This is a genomic window from Ruegeria sp. PrR005 (assembly GCF_010500245.1).
GTDB lineage: Bacteria > Pseudomonadota > Alphaproteobacteria > Rhodobacterales > Rhodobacteraceae > Ruegeria_B > Ruegeria_B marisflavi.
Genome location: NZ_JAAGOX010000045.1, coordinates 1 through 1,517, shown reverse-complemented (window position 1 = coordinate 1,517; position 1,517 = coordinate 1). Strand labels below are relative to the sequence as shown.

Genomic DNA, 1,517 nt, shown 5'->3' with positions numbered 1-1,517 from the left:
TGCGGAGATACTGTTGAAAAACTCTGCTTGAGCGATGCTTTGGCTGCTGATTCAATTCTCTTGAGTTGCAGGAGAGTTGCTGATGATGGGACCGAGGCAAGTTGCGCTGGGTGCGCTGTTCTACGAGTTCAGTATTGAGGATCACGTTCCGACGGATCACCTTTTGCGCGCGATTGACCGGTTTGTAGACCTTGGTGACATGCGCCGACATCTCGCGCCGTTCTACAGTTCAACAGGCAGGCCCTCGGTTGATCCCGAGCTGATGATCCGAATGCTGATTGTGGGCTATGCCTTCGGTATCCGGTCAGAGCGGCGGCTGTGTGAAGAGGTGCATCTGAATCTGGCGTATCGCTGGTTCTGTCGCCTCGATCTGGCCGATCCGGTGCCCGATCATTCCACCTTTTCCAAGAACCGACATGGACGTTTCCGGGACAGCAACCTCTTCCGGCATCTGTTCGAGCAGGTGCTGGCGCGCTGCATTGCCGAGGGACTGGTCGGCGGCGAGAACTTTGGAGCAGATGCTTCGCTCATCAAGGCTGATGCCAGCCGCTATACGAAGGTGGACTTCTCGGAATGGTCTGCAGCAGATGCTGCAAACCGGGCGACGCAGGAATACCTTGATACGCTCGATGATGCGGCCTTCGGCGCTGCGACACCGGTAAAGCCGAAGGCGATCTCGCCCGCCGACCCGGCCGCGCGGTTGACCGGAGCCAATGGCGACAGGCCCTTCTTTGCCTACAGCACCAACTACCTGGTCGATCTGGACCATGCGATCATCGTCGATGTCGAAGCGACTGCGCCGATACGTCAGGCGGAAGTGGGTGCCGTGCGAGACATGCTGGTGAGAACCCAAGACCGTTTCGACCTGCACCCATGGCTGCTGGCCGCAGACACGGCCTATGGTGCGGCGGAGATGCTTGGCTGGCTTGTGAAAGAGCAAGGTATCGAACCCCACATCCCGGTCTTCGACAAGTCCGAGCGCAAGGACGGCGCGTTTCCTGCCACCGACTTCACCTACGATCCGGACACCGATGCTTACAAATGTCCCGGCGGGAAGGAGCTGAAGCCGTACTGGCGGAACATCTCAAAGGGGCGCCCGGCGTTCGGCAAGGATGGCTTCAAGAAATACTACGCCCGGAAACAGGAATGCGCGGCGTGTCCGCTGAAGCCCCGATGCACGCCCAACCAGGCGACCCGGAAAATCGCCCGATCCAGGCATGAAGACGCCCGCCAAAAAGCACGGGATATCGCAAAGACCGATGCCTATGTCGTCTCCAGCTACGCCAGAAAGAAGGTAGAGATGCTCTTCGCCCACCTCAAACGCATCATCGGCCTCGACCGCCTCCGCCTTAGAGGACCAAACGGCGCCAAGGATGAGTTCCACCTCGCAGCAACAGTCCAGAACCTCCGCAAACTTGCAAAGCTCAGACCAATCTCGGCGTGAAGAGCCGAGCAGGAAGACTTCAGCCGCTATTTCCGCCGCGCTTACACATCGACTTTTTCAACAGCATCCGGAC

General features: G+C 58.7%; 1 protein-coding gene. It reads left to right on the top strand.

Annotated elements, in window-relative coordinates; all coding sequences use genetic code 11:
* Positions 1–82 precede the first annotated feature (82 nt).
* The gene (locus G0P99_RS18775; protein ID WP_164132023.1) at positions 83–1,444 is read left to right on the top strand and encodes an IS1182 family transposase; all 1,362 of its coding nucleotides are present in this window, start codon (positions 83–85) and stop codon (positions 1,442–1,444) included.
* The last annotated feature ends 73 nt before the right edge of the window (positions 1,445–1,517 follow it).